Origin of the sequence: Exiguobacterium sp. s95, assembly GCF_018618655.1 — a bacterium.
Lineage (GTDB): Bacteria > Bacillota > Bacilli > Exiguobacteriales > Exiguobacteriaceae > Exiguobacterium_A > Exiguobacterium_A oxidotolerans.
Genome location: NZ_JACSMM010000001.1, coordinates 315,652 through 334,244, shown reverse-complemented (window position 1 = coordinate 334,244; position 18,593 = coordinate 315,652). Strand labels below are relative to the sequence as shown.

General features: G+C 45.5%; 20 protein-coding genes. 8 read left to right on the top strand and 12 right to left on the bottom strand.

Features of this window, described 5'->3' with window-relative positions; genetic code table 11:
- Nucleotides 1-28 precede the first annotated feature (28 nt).
- Complete coding sequence (locus KNP99_RS01890; protein ID WP_215193012.1) at nt 29-961, bottom strand: NAD(P)-dependent alcohol dehydrogenase; 933 nt, start codon at nt 959-961, stop codon at nt 29-31.
- A gap of 143 nt (nt 962-1,104) precedes the next feature.
- Here KNP99_RS01890 and KNP99_RS01885 point away from each other — a divergent pair, with 143 nt between their 5' ends.
- Nucleotides 1,105-2,316: an MFS transporter gene (locus tag KNP99_RS01885; RefSeq protein ID WP_215193011.1), complete on the top strand. Its 1,212-nt coding sequence runs from the start codon at nt 1,105-1,107 to the stop codon at nt 2,314-2,316.
- A gap of 99 nt (nt 2,317-2,415) precedes the next feature.
- On the top strand, nt 2,416-3,075 hold the full coding sequence (locus tag KNP99_RS01880; RefSeq protein WP_088837035.1) for a hypothetical protein: 660 nt from the start codon (nt 2,416-2,418) through the stop codon (nt 3,073-3,075).
- Nucleotides 3,076-3,120: 45 nt separating this feature from the next.
- Here the strand turns inward: KNP99_RS01880 and KNP99_RS01875 are convergent, their stop codons facing one another.
- The 3 genes from KNP99_RS01875 to KNP99_RS01865 all read right to left on the bottom strand — a co-directional run bounded on the left by KNP99_RS01875 (nt 3,121) and on the right by KNP99_RS01865 (nt 6,027).
- The gene (locus KNP99_RS01875) at nt 3,121-3,726 is read right to left on the bottom strand and encodes a GNAT family N-acetyltransferase (protein ID WP_088837034.1); all 606 of its coding nucleotides are present in this window, start codon (nt 3,724-3,726) and stop codon (nt 3,121-3,123) included.
- 198 nt (nt 3,727-3,924) lie between these two features.
- Entirely contained in the window at nt 3,925-5,133 is a 1,209-nt protein-coding gene (locus KNP99_RS01870) for an iron-containing alcohol dehydrogenase (protein ID WP_214765949.1), read from the bottom strand.
- Between the two features lie 219 nt (nt 5,134-5,352).
- On the bottom strand, nt 5,353-6,027 hold the full coding sequence (locus KNP99_RS01865) for a bifunctional 4-hydroxy-2-oxoglutarate aldolase/2-dehydro-3-deoxy-phosphogluconate aldolase (RefSeq protein ID WP_214801528.1): 675 nt from the start codon (nt 6,025-6,027) through the stop codon (nt 5,353-5,355).
- Nucleotides 6,028-6,216: 189 nt separating this feature from the next.
- Here KNP99_RS01865 and KNP99_RS01860 point away from each other — a divergent pair, with 189 nt between their 5' ends.
- A complete protein-coding gene (locus KNP99_RS01860; RefSeq protein WP_088837031.1) occupies nt 6,217-6,984 on the top strand; it encodes an IclR family transcriptional regulator in 768 nt (255 codons plus the stop codon).
- Nucleotides 6,985-7,048: 64 nt separating this feature from the next.
- Here the strand turns inward: KNP99_RS01860 and KNP99_RS01855 are convergent, their stop codons facing one another.
- From KNP99_RS01855 to kduI, 3 genes are all read right to left on the bottom strand, one after another.
- On the bottom strand, nt 7,049-8,005 hold the full coding sequence (locus KNP99_RS01855; RefSeq protein WP_214765943.1) for a sugar kinase: 957 nt from the start codon (nt 8,003-8,005) through the stop codon (nt 7,049-7,051).
- A 41-nt stretch (nt 8,006-8,046) separates the two neighbouring features.
- Complete coding sequence (kdgT, locus tag KNP99_RS01850; protein ID WP_088837029.1) at nt 8,047-9,063, bottom strand: 2-keto-3-deoxygluconate transporter; 1,017 nt, start codon at nt 9,061-9,063, stop codon at nt 8,047-8,049.
- Nucleotides 9,064-9,512: 449 nt separating this feature from the next.
- Complete coding sequence (gene kduI, locus KNP99_RS01845; protein ID WP_214765941.1) at nt 9,513-10,343, bottom strand: 5-dehydro-4-deoxy-D-glucuronate isomerase; 831 nt, start codon at nt 10,341-10,343, stop codon at nt 9,513-9,515.
- Between the two features lie 786 nt (nt 10,344-11,129).
- Between kduI and KNP99_RS01840 the strand changes: the two genes are divergently transcribed.
- Together KNP99_RS01840 and KNP99_RS01835 are read left to right on the top strand one after the other, a co-directional pair.
- Nucleotides 11,130-11,741 carry a hypothetical protein gene (locus tag KNP99_RS01840; protein ID WP_088837027.1) on the top strand — a complete coding sequence of 204 codons (612 nt, stop codon included), beginning with the start codon at nt 11,130-11,132 and terminating at the stop codon, nt 11,739-11,741.
- Nucleotides 11,742-11,842: 101 nt separating this feature from the next.
- Nucleotides 11,843-15,073 carry an ABC transporter permease gene (locus tag KNP99_RS01835; protein WP_214845633.1) on the top strand — a complete coding sequence of 1,077 codons (3,231 nt, stop codon included), beginning with the start codon at nt 11,843-11,845 and terminating at the stop codon, nt 15,071-15,073.
- Nucleotides 15,074-15,121: 48 nt separating this feature from the next.
- On the opposite strand, the gene KNP99_RS01830 is transcribed toward KNP99_RS01835, so the two are convergent.
- The 3 genes from KNP99_RS01830 to KNP99_RS01820 form a co-directional block, all read right to left on the bottom strand.
- Nucleotides 15,122-15,583 (bottom strand): hypothetical protein, encoded by a 462-nt coding sequence (locus tag KNP99_RS01830; protein ID WP_214769315.1) that lies wholly within the window; start codon nt 15,581-15,583, stop codon nt 15,122-15,124.
- A gap of 22 nt (nt 15,584-15,605) precedes the next feature.
- Nucleotides 15,606-16,073 carry a hypothetical protein gene (locus tag KNP99_RS01825; protein WP_088837024.1) on the bottom strand — a complete coding sequence of 156 codons (468 nt, stop codon included), beginning with the start codon at nt 16,071-16,073 and terminating at the stop codon, nt 15,606-15,608.
- A gap of 89 nt (nt 16,074-16,162) precedes the next feature.
- The gene (locus tag KNP99_RS01820) at nt 16,163-16,462 is read right to left on the bottom strand and encodes a putative quinol monooxygenase (protein ID WP_214769317.1); all 300 of its coding nucleotides are present in this window, start codon (nt 16,460-16,462) and stop codon (nt 16,163-16,165) included.
- Nucleotides 16,463-16,578: 116 nt separating this feature from the next.
- On the opposite strand from KNP99_RS01820, the gene KNP99_RS01815 reads away from it, so the two are divergent.
- The 3 genes from KNP99_RS01815 (at nt 16,579) to KNP99_RS01805 (ending at nt 17,449) form a co-directional block, all read left to right on the top strand.
- On the top strand, nt 16,579-16,971 hold the full coding sequence (locus KNP99_RS01815; protein WP_214769318.1) for a hypothetical protein: 393 nt from the start codon (nt 16,579-16,581) through the stop codon (nt 16,969-16,971).
- Nucleotides 16,964-17,140 (top strand): hypothetical protein, encoded by a 177-nt coding sequence (locus KNP99_RS01810; protein WP_157898475.1) that lies wholly within the window; start codon nt 16,964-16,966, stop codon nt 17,138-17,140. Before KNP99_RS01815 ends, KNP99_RS01810 begins: the two co-directional genes overlap by 8 nt.
- A gap of 105 nt (nt 17,141-17,245) precedes the next feature.
- Nucleotides 17,246-17,449, top strand: coding sequence for a nucleic acid-binding protein (locus KNP99_RS01805; protein ID WP_214769320.1), 204 nt, complete (start codon nt 17,246-17,248; stop codon nt 17,447-17,449).
- A gap of 174 nt (nt 17,450-17,623) precedes the next feature.
- On the opposite strand, the gene KNP99_RS01800 is transcribed toward KNP99_RS01805, so the two are convergent.
- Nucleotides 17,624-17,788 carry a hypothetical protein gene (locus tag KNP99_RS01800; RefSeq protein WP_214769322.1) on the bottom strand — a complete coding sequence of 55 codons (165 nt, stop codon included), beginning with the start codon at nt 17,786-17,788 and terminating at the stop codon, nt 17,624-17,626.
- Nucleotides 17,789-17,808: 20 nt separating this feature from the next.
- Nucleotides 17,809-18,480 carry a 5'-methylthioadenosine/S-adenosylhomocysteine nucleosidase family protein gene (locus KNP99_RS01795; protein WP_214769324.1) on the bottom strand — a complete coding sequence of 224 codons (672 nt, stop codon included), beginning with the start codon at nt 18,478-18,480 and terminating at the stop codon, nt 17,809-17,811.
- Nucleotides 18,481-18,593: the final 113 nt, after the last annotated feature.

Sequence of the window (18,593 nt, the reverse complement as noted above, 5' to 3'; positions counted from 1 at the left end):
GACGGTGTCCGTCATGACGAAGTGGCATCTAATCCGTTTTACCGGAATCCTCCACGACCGACACGATGACATTGCCGTATTTCCTCCCAGAATCGACGTAACGGTGGGCAACGACGATCTCTTCGAGCGAATATACCGTATCGATGACCGCTTTGATCTTCCCAGTTTCAAACCACTCATTCAGTAAAATCAAATCTTTTTTCAGCGCCCGCGCGACGCCGTGTCCGGCGACTGAACGAAACGCCCCTTTTGCTCCTACGTGCTTACGTGCGGCTCGTTTGTCAATTTTTCCGGACGCGTCAAATACTGTGTCATACGTCGTCAGGTGCGCATCATATCCTTCTGCTGTATAGTCGACGACACCATCCGCGCCAAGACCTTCCACCAACTCAACGTGCCGTCCGCTGCAGACCGCCGTCACATGAAGTCCGTATTGTTTGGCGATTTGGACGGCAAGCGAACCGACGGCGCCCGAGGCTCCGTAAATCAAGATCGTTTTCGCCTGCTTAAGGTTCAGCTTCCGGAAAAAATGGAGGACGGTCGTTCCGCCAAACGGAAGACTGGCTGCTTCCGCGAAGCTTGCATTGCGCGGCATCTGCCCGACACAGCTCGTTTCCTTGATACAGGCATATTCAGCGTAACCACTAAAGCGCATCCCGGTCAGGGCATAGACACGGTCGCCGACTTTAAAATCCTGGACGCGATTGCCTGTCGCGACGACTTCACCGGCTAAGACAACCCCTAAAATTGGCTGTCTCGGTGCTTTAAACCCGATGACGACACGCATCGGAAGTTTCCCTGCTGCCGGTACATCGAGTGCCCGCAGACGACGATCACCTGAATGCACGGCGGAGGCATGGACTTTTATCAGCAACTCAGATGCTTTTGGGACAGGCTGTTTCACTTCTCGCAGCTTCAGTACATCCGGCGGACCATATGCAGTACAAATGACGGCTCTCATCGTACCCCTCCTCAAGCTTATTTGTTACTTAAGTAATACGACAGATCGGTACAAACAACCTGCACGGTTCAGGCATTGTGAACCCTGGAATCATCCGATATACTATTGGTAATATATGTATACAGAAAGCGGGTGGATTCCCCTTGTCTCGTGCTACGACGCTCCTAGCTTCATTCGGCATTTCGCAATTCGGTGACTTTATTTACCTTGTCGCAATCAATGTCTACCTCTATCAATTGACCGGCTCTACCACCGCTGTCGCCGGACTCTGGATCATCGGTCCGTTTGCTGCCCTGTTCACGAAATTTTGGGCCGGCAGTCTGATTGACCGGGTCGACGTACGCAGGTGGTTAATCGGGACGGACTTCATCCGGGCGTTGCTCGTCGCACTGATTCCGCTCCTGTCGACACTGCCATTGATTTACCTGACGCTGTTTGCGCTCGCCCTTGTCAAAGCGTTTTTTGAACCTGCTGCGACGACCTACCTGACACAACTCGTGCCGGACACCGGTCGGAAAACGTTTAATGCCTATCGGGGTCTCATCACGTCGAGTGCCTTTTTGATCGGTCCGGCGTTAGCCGGTCTGCTGTTACTCGTCGCGACCACCGATGTCGCGATTTGGATCAATGCCGGCTCGTTTGTCGTTTCCGGGGTTCTACTAGCTTTCCTGCCCTCCGTTCCCCGTCCCCCTGATGTCGAGAAATTACGATTCACCGACGTCGCAGCGGACTGGCGCACCGTCGCCCGATTCAGTCGGTCGAACCGGTTTATCATCGTGATTTACGTCATCGGATTGTTGACGATGAGCCTCGCGCTGGCGATGGACGCACATGAAGTCGTTTTTCTGCAGACCGTCGTCGGACTATCGGTAACCGATTATGGACTGTTGATCAGCTTGACGGGCATCGGTTCCGTGCTCGGCGGACTGACCGTCGCCCGTTTCTCGCGTCGCCTGCCGCTCAAAACGTTGCTCGTCAGCGGTTATCTGTTCGTCGCAATCGGTTACTTAATCTATGCGACGGCCACCTCTTTTTTACTCGTCGCGACCGGTTTCATCTTGCTCGGCTTTTTTAATGCCTTTTTCGGGACCGGCTTTATGACGTTTTATCAAAACAATGTGCCCGATGAATTGATGGGACGGGTAACGAGCCTTTATGGACTTGGGCAAAGCATGCTCCACATCGTGTTGATTTTATTCGTCGGTTTTACGGGTGACCTGTTCCCGCTCCGCTTCACCGTGTTGACGGCTGCCTGTCTGTTAATCGGACTGAGTCTGCTTCAAAGCATCGCTGTCCTCCTGCCGGGTAAACAACTATATTTTAAAGAAGATTTGCCGGCGAAACACATTTCCTAAACCAGACAGCATGACTTCCTCTTCAGCAATTGACAAATTATGCTAAACTTAAACCCATCTACATAATCAATGACATAATACGAACGGAGTGAATGCCACATGCACATTTTGATTGGACAACCGAAACAAGAAACAGACTTACAACAGTTACGACGAGAGATTGCCGCCTATCCTGACATCGACATCGTGTTGTATCCGGAAGGCTACTGCCGGCAGACCGATCTCGCGACGCTCTGTCAACTAGCAAAACAGTACACGACGATGATCGTCACCGGGTACCGGGACGCCGACCGGTTAGATCGGGCCTTGATCATTAACGAACACGGGGAAGTCATCCTCGACCGGGCAAAAACGCCGGAAGCCGGTCCGCTCTATCAACCGTCGACCGTCGACGATGATGGACAACGGTACGGGTATCTGCTCTGTCGCGAAATCTTCTTAGGACTGGACGGGCTGAAAAACGATACCGTTGAGTTAATTTTCAATCCGATCGGCGTCGGGATGTTCAGTCCGGAACAATATGCCGAGTGGTCCGGCGAAGCAGCACGCATCAGCCGCCAGCAATCCGCCATCGTCATCGGGACGAGTCATGCTGACGGTTCTTACCGCAACTGCGGCTTTTCGATTCCGACGGCGTTTGCGTATGACGCGACCGGCGAAGCGATTTTCCTGTCAAAAGACGATCGACAGACACGGATTCTCGATACGGTCACGAACACGGTTACCGTCATCGATTCGTTGATTGAGAACAGAACATAATCAAAAAGCCCTCGACCGCTCAAAGTGGTCGGGGGCTTCATTCGTTCATTGATGTTGTTTTTCGTTCTGTTCCGCTGCCTGACGTTGCGTCACGTACTCCTCCCGTAAAATGGAGTACATCTTGACATCGTGAAACGTCCCTTTGATGAAAATCAAGCGGCGTAACGTGCCTTCGTACGTCATCCCGACCTTTTCCATCACCCGTGCTGAACCGACGTTCGGTTCCATGCACCGCGCCTGAATCCGCTCCAGCTGTAACGCCTTAAAACCGAAGTCCAGCACCCGTTCCACGGCTTCTGTGACGATGCCTTCGCCCCAGAATTGCCGCGATAACGCGTACCCGAGCTCGGCCTGTTTGTTTTCATCAAGCAACAGATGAATGAAATCAATCGTGCCGATCATCTGTCCCGTCGCCTTCCATTCAATTGCCCACGGTGCCTGTTTTCCCTGTTCGTAGTTCGACAGGACGTGCGTCAGGAACTGCTGCGCCTGACCAATCGTCTGATTTGCATTCCACGTCACGTAACGCGCCGTCTCCTCGTCCTGGGTATAGGCGAACAAATCGTCTACGTCCTCTTGGCGCATCGGCCGCAAGAGCAAGCGGTCCGTCTCAAGTGTTGGTAACGTCTTGTAAAATTGTTCAGTAGTCATCCAGGATTCTCCGTTTCTTTTTTTACATTATATACAAAAAAACGAGACAGTACAATTATTGGATAAAAACTGTTTAATCCTTGCACTGTATGTGTACTTCTACTCGCTTGATCGCCGTCGCGTATAATGAAGACATTCAAAAACCCCCGAATCGGAACTTGTATCAAGTGTCCGTCATTCGGGGGTTCCGTACATTATTCAACTATATGTCAAATGACTATTTTGAGACATCTCGTAAATTTTGATGATTTCCTCTTTCGTAATCGGTCGTGGTCCAGTTGTCGTACTCGGTTCACTTCCCGGGAACATTCGTACTACATCTTCGGCCATTCTTTCGAATTGGTCAGACGGGATGTCAACATCTTCAAGCGTCAGATAAGATTCTGTATCTTTCAACCATTCCACGACTTTAACTGAAAGTAACTTAGCTGCTTTCAAATCATCTTCTTCCGTTACACCGAAACATCTTCTAGCTAATTTTGCCCATCTAGCAGGCATCGCTTCTGCCATCACTTTAAGATATGGTGGAATAATGATTGTCATCCCTCTTGCATGCGGTAAATCATAAACAGCACTTAAAGGCATTTCAATTGAGTGCATCGGAATTGATCCCATTCTCCCTAGCGCCTGGAAACCAGACCATCCAAAGATTGAACATAATGCGATTTGCCCTCTGACATCGATATCGGTCGGATCTTTAATGATTTTATCAAAATTTTCTTTTAGTGTTAAAATCATTCCTTCTGTTGCCCGATCTGCAAATTCCGATTCTGCCTGGCTTGATAAATAATGTTCGATCAGATGAGAGAAAATGTCGACACAGCTGTCTTTAGTGATCGAAAGTGGTACAGACGTCAATAACCCTGGATCTACGATGGCAACTTTCGGGTAACGATATGCTGATCTAGAAAAGCTTTTCTCATTCGTTTCAGCATTTGTTAAAACACCACCAGCATTACACTCTGAACCCGATGCCGACATCGTCGGAATCGCAATGATTGGATAAGCGCCTGTGTACTCACGCGGAACTCTGTCCCCTAATACAACATAGTCCCATGACTTACCGCCAGAAAAACCTGTAGCAGCGATATATTTTGAACCATCGATTACACTTCCACCGCCTAGTGCAATGACGAAGTCACACTGCTCCGACTTAAATATCTCAATCGCTTTATCGATTGTCTGCGCTCGTGGATTTGGTTCGATTCCAGTAAACGTCACAAATTCAATTCCCGCTTCTCTTAACAGGGATTCCACGTTATCAATGATCGGGTCTAAAAATCCACCTCTTTTATACGTCGCAATCATTGCCTTTTTTCCGTACGACTTAGCGATTTTACCGATTTCATTGACTCTACCTTCACCATAAACGATTTCTGTAGGGAAATTCCAATTAAAATTATCCATTTTCAATCTCCTTTATTTAAAAGATTTTTAACGTAACAATTTCTTTTTGTTTCACAATACGGAACAGCGTTCCATGAATTAATTATAACGTTTCTTAAAATAAAAATCTACATAAATCCCTTGTATTTCGCGAAATTTCAAAAGCTTTATTACGATATTTAGTTTAAAAACCGCATCTTTTTCTTATAAACTGCCCTCTACTATTTGACCGGCTTCCCCTTACACTCTTACCTTTTCAACTTCTTCGCCATCCCGTCGCGCATTTCTGACTTTTTCTACATATTGTGCGGCGTATTCACTAATCAGGTTATAATCCCCGCTCTTCGCCGGGGTTATAAGATTCCCCCCCACCCCTACGGCTACACATCCGTTTTTTATCCATTGATCTACATTGTCTAAACTAACACCGCCGGTCGGCATTATATTTACTTGGGGCAGTGGTGCATGGACCCCTTTAATGAATTCCGGTCCAAAATTGTTCCCTGGAAACAGCTTTACAATATCGACTCCTGCCTCTAGGGCCTGTTTCATCTCTGTAATTGTCATGCAACCTGGCATATACGGTACCTGATACAGATTGCACAACTTTGCTGTAGCTTCGTCAAAACAAGGACTTACGACGAACTGTGCACCTGCTAAAATAGCAATCCTTGCCGTAGTAGAATCCAGAACAGTCCCTGCTCCAATCACCACCGAATCATCGCCAGTAAAGAGTGATCTTAATTTTGAAATGACACTATCTGCTCCATCAACTGTAAATGTTATCTCAATGCCTTTAATCCCTCCCTCCACGCAGGCTTCTGAAATTTTAATAGCTTCTTCTTCACTGTCTGCTCTTATTACCGCTACTACACCACAGTTCGTAATGCTGTTTAAAATCTTTAGTTTATTCATTAAGTTCCCTCACTTTTCAATAATTTTTCATACCACTTAAGAATTTTCAAATTTAGTTTCATTTCCTGTTATTTAGTAAGCCAAATTTTCATCAATCTTTGGTATACTTGAGAAACTAAACAAGTCTTGAAGAGACTGATTTTAAACAGTCCCTAAAACAAAAATACTAAAATAAAGAGGTTGAAGATTTTGTCTAACGTTCAATCATTAGAAAGAGCACTTACTATTTTAAACAAACTGTCAGAATATCCTGATGGCCTTAAAATTTCCCAATTAACTGAACAACTGGACTTATCCAAAAGTACTATTCACCGGTTGTTAACTACGCTGGGAAGCATGAATTATATCGCTAAGGATGCCGAAACAAACAAATACAAACTGGGGTTACAAATTCTTTTCCTCTCTAGAAATATTTCGGACAGCAACGAAATAATACGTGCTGCAAAACCTTTCATCGAAAAACTGTCCAAAGACATAAATGAAACGGTTCATTTATGCATAGAAGATCGTGGTGAAATTGTTTATATTGATAAAATCGAAAGTAACCACACAGTCCGAATGTTTTCACGGATTGGTACACGTGGCCAAATGTACTGTACAGCCGTAGGTAAAATCCTGCTTTCCGGAGTAACTCCAAGTTATTTTGAGGAAGTTGTTGAAAAAATTGATTTTGCTCCACGAACTCCAAACACGATTACATCACAAGGAGAATTCCGGCTAGAAATCGAAAAAGTAAAACAGCAGCAATATGCACTGGATAATATTGAAAACGAAGAAGGTATTCGTTGCATCGCTGCCCCGATCTACAACCATAAAGGTGAGATCATTGCTAGCTTTAGCGTATCTGGTCCTAGTAACCGGGTAACGATGGATATGATCGAAGATACTTTGATTGATAAAATGAAAGATACGAGTTTAAACATTTCGCAAACACTTGGTTTTACGGATGTTAACTAGTTTTCAATGATTCATACGATAAAAGTAAAGAAAACCGTTGAACACGGTCATCTTTACTTTTTTTCTACATTGTCAAATCAATTGCATTGCCTGCCATAAATTCTCCTAAACGTCTACGATCAGGCAATCCGTCATTGTCCCCAGGTGACATTACCGCCAACGCACCGATAGCAGTTCCCCGTCTTACTGACTCTTCCAGTGATAATCCTTCCAAGATTCCGCTTATCACACCTACTGCAAAACCATCCCCGGCACCGACAGTGTCCACCACTCGATCAACCGGATAGCCATCTGTATAAAATTGATTTCCTTCCGAGCTAGTGTAGGCTCCATCAGCTCCAAGCTTCATCACGACTGTTTTAACCCCGAGATTATGATAAAATCTTGCAATGGCTTCAATTGACTTTTGTCCTGTCAATATTTCCCCTTCGCCAACACCGGGTAGTACGATATCCGCCAAAGAAGCTAACTCATTGACGACTTCAACCATCTCTTCTTTACTGGACCAAAGACCGGGCCGTAAGTTTGGATCATAAGAAACTTGAATACCTTTCATTCGTGCTTTTTGCATCAAGGTGTAGACCATTTCTCTGCAGTCTTTAGATAACGCAGGTAAAATCCCTGTCACATGAACGTGATCAATTGCTTCCAAATCCAAGTGTCGGATGGTTTCCGCATTCATATGTGATGCTGCAGAATTTTTTCTCGCTGAGAACACTTCTGGATCAAATTTGCTTACCTTTTGTTTCCACTGCATTCCTGTTTTATAGGTTTCGTCATACGTTATATGACTCGTATCAATTCCATTCTCGAGTAAAAAATTCTCAATCGTTTTTCCGAACGGGTCTTGACCTAGTTTCGTGACGTATGTCATCTCATGTTCAAGACGAGACATCCCGATTGAAAAGTTAACTTCCGCCCCAGCCACAAAGCGGCTAAAGTTTTCAACATTTTCAAGTGGACCTTCTTGTTCGGCAACAAACAATGCCATAGGTTCTCCAATAGTTACAATTCTACTCATCATAATCTCTCCTTATTATTTAAAAGGTTTTTCTCTGAATTTTACGATTGTAAGACTTCTTTCATCTCTTCCGGATGATTTTGAGGGTCTTGGTGATCCTGATTTTTGTTTTTATTTTTCATATACTTGGCCCAATAGGCAGTTAAAATCGGTACTAAAATCGAAGTTACGATAACTGAAGCTGCAACTAATGCTGTAGCAGATTGTGCAATAGGAAGGAACTCCGGCTTCATCGTCGCGATAATCATCGGGTTTGCAACTGCAGCTCCCGCCGTACTAGAAGCTGCCAATCCTGCAGTACCGTTACCTCCCCCAATGAATTTGTCTGCCAGCATCAATGGAATACCAGTCACAATGATGACTAAAACCCCTAATATCACTCCACCCAGTCCTGTCTGCAGAATTACTTTTAAATCGATTGCATTACCTAATGCGAATCCAAAGAAAGGAATCATTACGTGTGATGCTCTACTGAAGAAGTCTCGCACATCACTATCCAGATTCCCCAGTATAAAACCAACCAGGAAAGGCAATACTGCGCCTACAAAAACATGCGGTTCAAAAGCAGCTACTCCTGTAGATCCTAAAATTAGCATGGTCACTAATGGACCCGACTCGATTGACATTAAAACAAATGCACCGGCTTCTTCTTTAGAACCGTATTGTTGCATGATTGATGCGTACAGTCCTCCGTTTGTCATATCCATCGCCGCAATTAAAGCTAAAACCGAAAAACCTGCAAAAATGCCTGTTTGGATACCATCAACCGGAATAAAGGACGATGCAATAACAGCAACTACCCACGCTACGGCAATTTTAGTTAGTACAAGAGTTCCAGATTTTCTTAATACTGTACCGGTCGCTTTAATATTTATTCCTGTTCCCATACAGAAGAACCAAACCGCTAAGATTGGAACGGTCCCCGTCATTAAGCCGTTCGTAAAGGAACCAAAATATTCACCGGATCCCGGGGCGAACGTGTGAATAAGTGCTCCGAGGAACAACGGAACTAACATTAAACCACCGGGAATTTTATTAAGTGTCTTCATAATTTTCATTTTTTACACACCTTTCATAATTGATTTAAATACTAAATTTCATTGAAAAGATTATTTGGTTACTCCAATGCAGATTACCGCCAATATTGATAACGCTTTCAAAAATATGTTTTTTAAAATTTCAGCCGCGAGTGACCACCCATGATCTATCCGGTGTATGTGACTCCTTCTCTACAACAACGTTTTTAACTTTAAGAACGAAATAACTACCTAGGTATTTTTGATCTGCTTCCAAAAATTCTTCTACATTCATCAATTCAGATTTATTTAAATAGAAAAGCGTATCTTCTTCATCATAACGACCAACTGAATACGGAGAAAAACCTGTTATTTCTAAATCGGCTAAGACTGTTTTTAATTCCTCTTCTAGAATATCTGTACTTTTAAGTTTGTTAATTTCCAGTAATCAAGTTAGCATCGTCTCACATGAACCTTTAGCGTTCAGACACTCATCGCATTTCCTCTAATTTTACTGGAATCGCGTCACTGATTGTTTTATTGTCGCCTGCCATCCCCCAAACAAATGCATAATTACTAGTTGCCGTACCGCAATGAATTGACCATGGAGGTGAAATCACTGCTTGCTCATTTTTCAGAATGACATGTTTTGTATTACGCGATTCCCCCATGAAATGAAATAACCGTGCATCCTCGTCCAAATCAATATACAGATACACCTCAGTTCTCCGATCATGTGTGTGTGTAGGAACGGAATTCCATACACTTCCTTTATCGAGTTGAGTCATGCCCATGACAATCTGGCAACTTTGAATGCCTTCCTCGTGAATAAAGCGACGAATCACACGTTGATTGGCATTATTTACAGTGCCCAACCGATCTCCCTCAATTGAACGAAAAGATACATGTTGAACGGGGTATTCTTTATGCGCCGGTGCTGAAAAAATGTAATACTTTGCTGCGTGTCCAGAAGATTCGCTTGAAAATACTAGTTCTTTTTTTCCTAACCCTACATAAAGGCAGTCCTTGTTTTCCATATCGAAAGTTTCACCATCGACGACAATCTTTCCTTTGCCCCCAACATTAAATATTCCGACTTCTCTCCGATCTAAAAAATATTCTGATTGCATCTGATCCGTACCTTCTAATAAAATCTGAGCATCCTTCGGTGTAATGCCTCCAATGATTATACGATCATCCATTGAATAAACTAGTTTAGTTTCATTTGATACAAATAACTCCTCGATCAAATAATTTTCCCGTAACTCCGCTGTACTAAAATCTTTAACTTGGTTTGGATGAGTCGAATATCTTGTTTCCATAAAAAAATACATCTCCTTTAGTTTCTGAATTTTAAACGCGAAAAGACAAATCTAATTTAAAATGAAGGCGTTTACAAAAAAGATTAAAAAAATAGTTTTTGTTCCGTATTGTGAAACGCCGTTCTACATAATGATTATATAATGCTGTTTTAAAAAAAGCTAGCGAATTAATATTGTCAAAATTATGAATGTAACTTGTGTATTTTTTCACTAATACGTAATTAATTATCCATATATAGGTTTTAAAAGGTGAGCTACGTCCTCATCAAACCTCTCTTGAATGCAAAAAAACAACTAATCTTTTTTAACGGATGATTGGTCGGTAGGAGATTGTTTTACTTAATCGTTACTTTTTTAAACAAGCATATTTGCTTGCTATTAATAGTAGAACTATTTCGATGTAAGTAAAAATCCGGTTGGAAGTGATCATATAACTCTTGAGTACATAAAACTATTTTTTACAATGCGTGCTAATTCAAACTAAAATGAACGGGGCTTCTGTATGTTTTATGTAAATAGAACGCTGTTTTGTTTTTTTTATTGTTAAGCAATAAAAAAATAGGAAATACACATTCAAGTGAACCTCTAGATTAATTATTTTTTAATTTTTTTACCTTTCATGAATAAAAACGTGAATCATAATTTGTACTTTTCTAATTTCTTGTTTTCTTATTTCTCATTTCCCATCTATAAAAAATCCGTTTGCGTTTGGAAATAATAAACAGTATATTTAGACTGAGTATTCTGATAATTATTTCCAAATTAAACAGGAGAAGGAGTGTTTCTATGATGACGACTCAAAAACGCTTGCTTTCACTCGCTACAATCACCGTCCTTACCGGAGGAGCTGTCTTTGCTTTTACGAATACAGATGGATTCAATACGCAGGACGAAACGGTATCCGATGTTGCAACGACTGACACTACCGTCACAAAAGTCAGCACTTCCCGAGTATCGGGTACCCCGTCAATCCAAAAATTAATGAGTGCCGGGATGGTCCAGACGTATCCGGGCGATCCTGCACTAAAGAAAAACTCTTTCCGTGTTGATCCGATCGTTTTATCTGCCCCAAAAGAATTGAAGCTGAAAGAAAAAGACGGGTACCGCTACATTACGGTTCCGCTCATTTTACACAATAAAGAAGGTACGTCAGACGGCTATAGCGTCTATCGTCCGAATGCTTTCTCGATTAACGACGGTCACGGGCATGACTATGCTCCGGTCGACTACATCAGTCATAACAAGAAAGCCTGGAAGTACGAACATCAATACATCGCTCCGAACCGTCTCGTGATGGATGTCGTCTACCACGTCCCGAAAAATGCCAATACGTTCGTTATGTTTGCGTCAAGCGATGCTTTCCCGAAGACGTATACCGTCAAAATCAGCATCGATTAACATGCTGATCTTTTCTACCCTGATCGGTTAAAACGACGGCCGGTTCCGATTCGGAATAGGCCGTCTTTCATATCGCTACACGTAAAAGGAGGTGGACGCCTATGATGTCCTTCATTTGGAACTCATGGTGGCGAAACAAAGAACGGTTCATCCTGTTACTCGTCGGTGTCCTGATTGTCAGTACAGGACTGAGCTATTTAATCGGGACGACCCAAGCGAACAATGGGACCGTCGTTGACGAACTGCAAAAACGCTGGAACTCGTCATATGATATCGTCGTCCGGCCGCCGGGAAGCCGGAGCGTAACGGAAGACTTACATTTACTCGAGCCGAATTATATGAGCGGTCTCGACGGCGGCATCACGATGAAACAGTATCAGACAATTAAAGACATCACGGACGTCGAAGTCGCAGCCCCGATCGCGATGATCGGAAATAAATCGACAGGCTCATCCGTCGGGACGCACACCTTTGATGACCCCGGCGTCTATAAGCTGACGATCACCGATTATCAAAATACCGGTCTGCAGGTCGACAAGTCGACGACGGTCCGTTATTTAGCCGCCGGCTGGGACGCGAGCGGCGATACGAAACAATCCGGCGTCTCACCGATCGGTCTCGGAAAACAACCGCTCGACGAGTATGGCAGTGATACGATGATTGCCGGGATTGATCCGGAAGCGGAAGAACAACTCGTCGGGCTTGATCAAGCGACGAAAAAGTCGGACCACAGCCGTTATTTCACGGATGAAGACGTCGTGACGGCGCTCGAGAACGTCGATATGATTCCGGTTTTGATGAACGAACGGGATTACATCGATGCGTCCCGGACCTATAAATATGAAAAACTTGATTTACCGCTGATTGATGACTCGATGGTACCGACGATTCAAGAAGTCACGAAAAAGGGCGGCAAAACATACTTAGACAAGCTCCCTACCGTCGATGAAAAGCCACAGACGTATAAAGTCACGACGGCGCAAGTCCAAAAACAATTCATTCATGATATTTTGAATAATTCATTACCTGAAAAATACAGCGGCTACTCGGAATGGCTGATTCTCAAGCCTTCACCAATCACCTATCAATCCGTCGAGAGTCCCTATCCGTCACGCTGGCCGTTCACCTATCAGGTCGAACCGAAGCTGATCAACCCGGATTCTTTGCTTGCGAAACGCAGCATGTACCGGGCAGCACGCGAGTTCGGGACGTCGAGTGATGACTGGCCGCGGATCAACCCCTATTACATCGGAGTATTTGATCCGAAGAAATTGAATTTATCGAAAGATCCGCTTACGGAACTGCCGATGGAAACCTATTTCCCGGCGAAGGCACAGTGGGTCATGGATAAAAATGAGACACCGGTCAACCCGCCGCGTGACGTCAAACCAACAAACGACCCGTACGACTTCATGACGAAACCGCCTTCGATGTTGACGACGCTAGACGCTGCTTTCAAGATTCGCGGCAAAAAAGCCATCTCCGTCATCCGGGTCAATGTCAAAGGCATCGATACGATGAATGAACAAAGCGAGAAAAAATTACAGGCCGTCGCGCAGGAAATCGAAGACAAGACCGGACTGATCACGGATGTGACGCTCGGTTCGTCACCGCAACTGGCACTGACGTATCTGCCCGGACTTAAAGACCAGCCGGCACTCGGCTGGGTCCAGCAGCCGTGGATTAAACTCGGTTCCTCGATGGCGATCTTCCAGGAAGCGAAAGTCGGGATGAGCGGTGTCATCGCGAGCGTCATTTTAGTGGCACTCGTCTATGTCTTCAGCTCGAATATCATCCTGCTTTACGCCCGAAAAAAAGAATTTGCGATTTTACTGGCCATCGGCTGGCGCCCGCGCCAGCTGTCGAAGATGCTGTTCCTCGAAGCGACGTTACTCGGTTCACTCGTCGCCTTGATTGCCTGGACGATTCTCGGGACGTTTTGGCTGACGACGGACCATCCGATCGCCCTTGCCCGGATCGTTCTGATCGGTCTCGCCGGACTGTTGATTTACTGGGGCGGCACGTTCGTCCCGATGCTGTTGATCCGGAAGATTCAACCGTACGAAAGCATCCAGGCGGGAGAAGTCTCGCGGGGACGTCGTTTCGTCCGTTCGCAGTCCGTCCTCGGCATGAGCGTCAATCAATTGGTGACGTACTGGCAACGGACGCTGCTGTCGCTTGTCGCAATCGCCTTACCGACCAGTTTGTTCATCTTCTTCCTGTTCGTCACGTTCCGGCTCAAGGGGGTCTTGTATGCGTCCTGGCTCGGCGAATTCGTTGCCCTTGAAGTCGGCATGATGCATTATGTCGCGATGGGGGTTGCCCTGCTGATCGCCATCTTGACGACGACGGAAATCATGTGGCAGAACGTCAACGAACGGAAATCACAGCTCGCCGTGCTGAAAGCGACCGGCTGGCGCGACGGGATGATCCGTCAACTCGTCTTGCTTGAGGGGGTCATGACCGGTCTGATTGCCGGATTGATCGGTCTTGCCGTCTCGCTCGGGTTGATTTACAAGATGTACAATCAATTCCCGACGGCCGAGCTCGGATTCCTGAGCCTGACGCTGTTGATTCCGATTACGACCGGGATCATCGGTGCCTTATTACCCGCCTACCGCGCGGTTAAAATTACACCGAATGCAGCCATCGGGAGCGTCGCCGTCAATGCCAAGGCGACGGAACGCCGCTTCAAAGTCGCGCTTGGAACAGTCGGGACCGCACTCGTCGTGGGTGTCGCCGGACTATTCTTCTTTGCGACGACGAGTGAAGTCGAGCAACCGGCGGCCGAGCCGACAAGTCAAACAACTGAAACGACGACAGGGACGAAGCTCGCCGATTTGACCGCCAAAAAATCGACCGCCATACAACCGTCGAAACAGGAAACGGCAAAAATCGAAAAGCTGATGAATCAGGGGCTGCTCAAAACGTATCCCGGTGACCCGAAATTAAAGGATGCCACCTTCCGTGTCGGGAAACTGTTAGACCGCCCGCCGGCTGAACTCAAACTGACACAGCAAGCCGGTAAACGCTACATCACGCTCCCGTTGTTTTTGCATGACCCGGATATTACAGAAGATGTACTCGGCTCCTACAGTCAATATAAACCGGACCGGTTCACGCTTCAGGATGGGAATGGGCATGTCTACGAGACGGTCGATTACGTCAACCGCAATGAGAAGGCCTGGAAAAACAGTTACCAGTACTTTGCTCCTTATCAATCAAGGGTCGATCTCGTCTACGAAGTACCGGAAACGGAAAATGTCTTCGTCATGTTTGTGTCAAGTGACGCGTTCGCAAAACCGACTACTGTCAAAATCGAACTCAACTAAAAAACAGTACTTCTACCCGTTGCTTGATGCGCGAGTAGAAGTACTGTTTTAGTTTGCCATCCGTGTTTTTTTGCGTAGATCGTCGTTCGTCGGGTGACTCGGATCCGTCCGCATGATGCGCAATTCCAGGTATTGCTTTAAAAAGGCAATCAACAGCAGAGCCAGCAGAAGAACGATTAAAACAGATATACCCCAATAATTAGGGATCCATGCCTGAAGCGCAATCAATAAAGGAACGGGAACGAAACCGAACTCGACCGCGTAACGGAAACGAATCAGCCGCCGTGCTGCTTTGATGCTTGATAGGGCACTAATCCGTCTTGCCTCGCCGAGCAGTAACAGTCCATGGATGAGGACGAGGATGACGAGCAGTGGAACAATCCATTCGTCGGCACCTGTTTGAACCAAGCCGTACAAACAAAGTGCGACGACTCCTACCAATGCCAATCGTTTAAAAAGATTCCGCTTGCTTTCCTGCTGCATGATTAGAATTTTCGTTTGTTTTTCCATTTTGTTCATCCCCTACTCAAAGTCATCTGGCTTTCAGGACAGGTGTTTTACTTCGTAATTCTTTTTTCGTCGGATGGGCTGGGTCAAGCACCGTCTGCGTTCGCTCGAGATAGATGTCACCGATAACGAAGGCTGCAAGTCCGATAAAGTAGCCGATAAAACTTGGCAAAGGCGGTAGTTCGAACCGGATTAATAGCGGGAAGAAAAAAGCAATCAGTCCGATTAGAGCAAAATCAACCGCGTAACGGAGTCGGATGATGTTGCGTGCTGGTCGGCTGTCTGAAAATACACTGATTCGTTTCGCTTCAATCCAGTGCAAAACACCGTGTGCCAGGAAGCTCACCCCGACGAGGATTTTCGGCCAAATTGCTGTCTCATATTGAAGAAGTGCAAAGATACTAAAACCAAGCATTACAGCAAAAATAATGCGAACGAACGCGATGCGTTCCTTTTCTTCCCGGATACGTTGAATTCTTCGTCGTTTTTCCATCATACTCACCTCATGTATACTCTACGTCAATCGGCAAAAAAAGTTCTAATTTTTTACAAACTTTCGGCTGGGACATCAAAAATTACCCTTTATAACCCTTTTCCACCTTGCGGGTCGAACGTCAACAAGCGTTCCATTCCCGTGATAAACGGGCGTGCCTGCTCAATCAGGCGCCGCGTCGCCGGAAGTTCGAGTGACGCCTTGTGCGACGCTTGATTCGTCCAAATTTCGTGGACGATGACCGTGTCCGCTTCTTCTGATACGCTGACGATATAATGGAGACATGACGGCTCGTCTTCGAACAAGGCTGCTGCTTCAAGTAACAGCTCCACCAATTTTTCTTGCTGTCCCGCCGTCGTCGTAAATTTCCCAAAAATCCCGTAACTCATCCTGATTCCTCCTCATTGTTTCTTAAGTTCCTTTTGTATGCATTCATAGCTTGAAACATTTTCCTTGCCGTGCCGTAGAACAGAGTAGCATCGACTGACTTTCAGGAGGACTTACTTTGACTACACGTACGAAACGAATCGTATCAGCACTCTACTTACTTTTGTTCGGAATGACTCTGTTTGGTATCTTCTTTGAACAGACAGGCGCTACCTTCTTTTCGGTCGTCCAACTCGGCGTCCTCAGTTATTTTTATTTTGAATTACTGAGTCAAAATACTCACCACTCCAGTCGAACAAAAGAACAGGACATTATTAACCGAAGTACGCAGCTCCGTTTTCGAATCATTCAGATTTTGTTATTTCTGTTGATCGGCATCGATTATTTCTTTTTCGGGCAGACCGATTTGTTGCTCGTTAGCGCTTTTTCGATTTCGATTGCGGTACCAGCCATCATCCGATATGTCCGTTTGCGGAAGAATAACCACTTAAAGGAGGAGAACGATGTCTAACCGCAGTTCGCTCGTCAGCTTGACGACCATTTTGACCATCATCCTGCTCAGTTTGTTTTTATTGGATGCCATAACGACACTATCGTTTTTAGTATTCTTCATACCACTTTCGCTTTGTATGCTGATCCTTGGCGTCAGCGAACTCCGACACGTATTAAAGGACAGTTGAAGAATATTTATCAAAATCAGGCGAGAATACTCCCACCTCTAAGTGTCTCAGGGCGAAGCCCAGCGCAGGTGGAGGTAGTTCAAGCTAAATAGGAGGACAAGTTACATGAACCGAACCTGTACCCAATGCGACACCCGACTAGTCGAAGACTGTGAAGTCCATGTCAAAGGTGCCATGTACGGCTTAAAGATTAAAAAACCGGGTCGTTTTTTCAGCAAGGCATCTGCTGAAGCGAAAGCTGCCGTTTGTCCGAAGTGCGGACTGGTCCAACTTTATGTCGATCAACCAAACGACTTTCTAAAAACATAACAATACATTGAAAGGAAGGAACGTTTTAAGTGAGTACATACCACATATCTAGTATCCGCCTCCTTCTAATCATGATTGTTTTTACGATTTTCTGGTATTATTTTTTAGGATTGCCGCTTGGGTATGGAATTGTCATTCTTCCTGTCACTGTCGGTTATACGATTTATCGCAACTTCAAAGCGGCTCAGTCAGAAAAACATGAGTCTGAACAAAATTAGCAGCCGATGCACTAAGCATAAATAAGACGCAGTTCCGGGATTTCATCCGAGACTGCGTCTTTTGTGTCATTAAGCTTTTAGCGTTGACGGTCAGCAGACAACCAACCACTAATGTTTTCATGCGTTGCCCCTCCTGATGTTCTAAATGAATCGTGCCAGATAGTCACTGAATATTTTGTGCATCACTTTTGGCGTATTCGCTATGTAGACGTTGATTTGTTCCTCGTTCGACTGGACTGGATCGCGGTCCGTTTCGTCCGCCGGAAAATCGGAGATGCCTTTAATGATGATACATTCGACTTTGTTTTTCTGACAGATATAGGCGATTGCGCCGGCTTCCGTATCGGCGACCGTGACGGCATTGTCTTTCAGCTCCAAGTAATCGTTCCACATCACGACGGCCCGGTCTGCCGTACCGATCGTTCCGGTGTGACACTCCGCCTGATAGTCCGCGACGTCGAGTTCAACGATGAAGGACGGCTTGATCAACGGCTCGACTTCTTTCACCGTACAATCATATTGGACCGCGCGGTTTGGCACGATGATGTCGAGTACGGCAAACGACTCGTCGATGCCGGCACAGGTCCCGGCAACGATGATTTTCGTAAGCGGGAACTGCGCCATCATGTACTGGTTGGCCCCGACCCCGTTTACTTTCCGAACACCGGTGCTGTAAAACAACACACGTTTACCGGCAATCGTCCGGAAAAAATATTCACCGTATGGGTACTTAGTACGTTCTGATTCTTCTACATCGAAATACGCGAGTGTCGCTTCGAACTCCCATATCGTCGCAATACTGACACCAATCATTCATTCATCCCCTTAAACGTCCCTCGTCACTTTTGGATAATATATACATTCTCATCATCGCTTGTTTTCCTATTTCAAGCAAGCGTGATTTGGCAGACAACAAACAACCTCCA

Excerpts from the sequence above, each read along its gene's own strand:
- KNP99_RS01890 (WP_215193012.1), bottom strand. The coding sequence starts at position 961 with ATGAGAGCCGTCATTTGTACTGCATATGGTCCGCCGGATGTACTGAAG.
- KNP99_RS01880 (WP_088837035.1), top strand. The coding sequence starts at position 2,416 with ATGCACATTTTGATTGGACAACCGAAACAAGAAACAGACTTACAACAG.
- KNP99_RS01875 (WP_088837034.1), bottom strand. The coding sequence starts at position 3,726 with ATGACTACTGAACAATTTTACAAGACGTTACCAACACTTGAGACGGAC.
- KNP99_RS01870 (WP_214765949.1), bottom strand. The coding sequence starts at position 5,133 with ATGGATAATTTTAATTGGAATTTCCCTACAGAAATCGTTTATGGTGAA.
- KNP99_RS01865 (WP_214801528.1), bottom strand. The coding sequence starts at position 6,027 with ATGAATAAACTAAAGATTTTAAACAGCATTACGAACTGTGGTGTAGTA.
- KNP99_RS01855 (WP_214765943.1), bottom strand. The coding sequence starts at position 8,005 with ATGAGTAGAATTGTAACTATTGGAGAACCTATGGCATTGTTTGTTGCC.
- kdgT (WP_088837029.1), bottom strand. The coding sequence starts at position 9,063 with ATGAAAATTATGAAGACACTTAATAAAATTCCCGGTGGTTTAATGTTA.
- kduI (WP_214765941.1), bottom strand. The coding sequence starts at position 10,343 with ATGGAAACAAGATATTCGACTCATCCAAACCAAGTTAAAGATTTTAGT.
- KNP99_RS01840 (WP_088837027.1), top strand. The coding sequence starts at position 11,130 with ATGATGACGACTCAAAAACGCTTGCTTTCACTCGCTACAATCACCGTC.
- KNP99_RS01835 (WP_214845633.1), top strand. The coding sequence starts at position 11,843 with ATGATGTCCTTCATTTGGAACTCATGGTGGCGAAACAAAGAACGGTTC.
- KNP99_RS01830 (WP_214769315.1), bottom strand. The coding sequence starts at position 15,583 with ATGGAAAAACAAACGAAAATTCTAATCATGCAGCAGGAAAGCAAGCGG.
- KNP99_RS01825 (WP_088837024.1), bottom strand. The coding sequence starts at position 16,073 with ATGGAAAAACGACGAAGAATTCAACGTATCCGGGAAGAAAAGGAACGC.
- KNP99_RS01820 (WP_214769317.1), bottom strand. The coding sequence starts at position 16,462 with ATGAGTTACGGGATTTTTGGGAAATTTACGACGACGGCGGGACAGCAA.
- KNP99_RS01810 (WP_157898475.1), top strand. The coding sequence starts at position 16,964 with ATGTCTAACCGCAGTTCGCTCGTCAGCTTGACGACCATTTTGACCATC.
- KNP99_RS01805 (WP_214769320.1), top strand. The coding sequence starts at position 17,246 with ATGAACCGAACCTGTACCCAATGCGACACCCGACTAGTCGAAGACTGT.
- KNP99_RS01800 (WP_214769322.1), bottom strand. The coding sequence starts at position 17,788 with ATGAAAACATTAGTGGTTGGTTGTCTGCTGACCGTCAACGCTAAAAGC.
- KNP99_RS01795 (WP_214769324.1), bottom strand. The coding sequence starts at position 18,480 with ATGATTGGTGTCAGTATTGCGACGATATGGGAGTTCGAAGCGACACTC.